Annotated in this window: 1 protein-coding gene; it reads left to right on the top strand. The window is 69.2% G+C overall.

The features are described from left to right. Positions 1-126 precede the first annotated feature (126 nt). Positions 127-1,503 (top strand): IS1380 family transposase, encoded by a 1,377-nt coding sequence (locus tag ACWDUZ_RS38515; RefSeq protein ID WP_451636480.1) that lies wholly within the window; start codon positions 127-129, stop codon positions 1,501-1,503. Positions 1,504-1,669: the final 166 nt, after the last annotated feature.

A 1,669-nucleotide genomic window follows, 5' to 3' on the forward strand; every position in this document is an offset into this window, starting at 1 on the left:
CTAACCTCGCGCTTTCATGAAGAGGGTTGTCCGGCAGGTGGTCAGGAAAGCAGAAAGTGCCTCTGACCAGCAAGAATGAGGATTGTCTAGGTCCTTGTTCCTGCCACCGCCGGAGGCACTTCCCAGGTGAAGCACCCTATCGGGTCCTATCCCCGTGTCCGCGTCCAGGACGACGGCCGCCAGGTCGTCACCCAGGCCGGGTCGGTCCTGCTCGTCGAAACAGCCCGCAAGACCGGCCTTGACCAGGCCATATCCCAGGCTCTGGCTCCGTGGCGCAAACCGCGGGCCGTCCACGATCCCGGCAAGACCGTCCTGGACGTCGCCCTGGCGGTCGCACTGGGCGGGGACTGCCTCGCGGACGTCGCGACGCTGCGGTGCGAGCCGGCCGTCTTCGGCCCGGTCGCCTCCGACCCGACCGTCTCCCGCCTGATCGACACCCTCGCCGCCTCCGGCGAGAAAGCCCTGCAGGCCATCCGGTCCGCACGGTCCGAAGTCCGCAGCCGGGTCTGGTCATTGGCGGGCAAGAACGCCCCGGACACCGATGGACAGGTCACCGTCGACCTCGACGGCGTCCTCGTGATCGCGCACTCCGACAAGGAGGACGCGGCCGCGACCTGGAAGAAGACCTACGGCCATCACCCCCTGACGGCCTTCGTCGACCACGGCCCGGGCGGAACCGGGGAACCGGTCGCTGCTCTCCTCAGGCCGGGGAACGCGGGCTCGAACACGGCCGCCGACCACATTGCCACCGTCCGACTCGCGCTGGCCCAACTGCCGAAGAAGTACCGGCGAGGACGGCGGACACTGATCCGCACGGACTCCGCCGGCGGCACCCACGACTTCGTGTCCTGGCTCGCGAAGCGAGGCCGATGGCTGTCCTACTCGGTCGGCATGGTGATCACCGAGACGATCCACCAGCATGTGCTGAAGATCCCGGCATCGGCCTGGACCCCGGCCGTCGAGACCGGCGGCGAGGTCCGCGACGGAGCGTGGGTTGCCGAACTCACCGGCGACGTCCTTGAGGGCTGGCCGAAGGGTATGCGTCTGATCGTCCGCAAGGAACGACCGCATCCCGGCGCCCAGTTGAGGATCACCGACGCGGACGGCATGCGGATCACCTGCTTCGCCACCAACACTCCTGGCCGGCCGATCGCCGCCCTCGAGCTCCGCCACCGCCTGCGGGCCCGGGCCGAGGACCGGATCCGGGCCGCCCGCGCGACCGGCCTGCGCAACCTTCCCCTGCACAGCACCGCGCAGAACAAGGTCTGGCTCGAGATCGTCCAGATCGCTCTCGACCTGCTGGCCTGGATGCCCATGCTCGCCCTGACCGGCCAGGCCCGCCTTTGGGAGCCCCGCCGCCTGCGGCTCCGCCTCTTCTCCGCGGCCGGACAACTCGTCACCACCGGCCGGCGCCGCATCCTCCGCCTCGCCCGCCACTGGCCCTGGACAGATGAGATCACAGGCGCCCTCGAACGGCTCACCCTCCTGCCGAACCCCGGCTGACCAGCGGATTCGCCTGTCCCTACGAAACAAGGAACCCGCCCGGAACAGTGGAACCCGGCGCCCACCCGACGCGACACCCGGGCCGCCAGCATGCCCACCATCAGCCACAGAAAGCGAAACAGTCCACCGACTCCGTCGGCGGACCGTCATGCAAGATCGAGGCTAA

This window comes from Streptomyces sp. NPDC003393, from assembly GCF_053589015.1.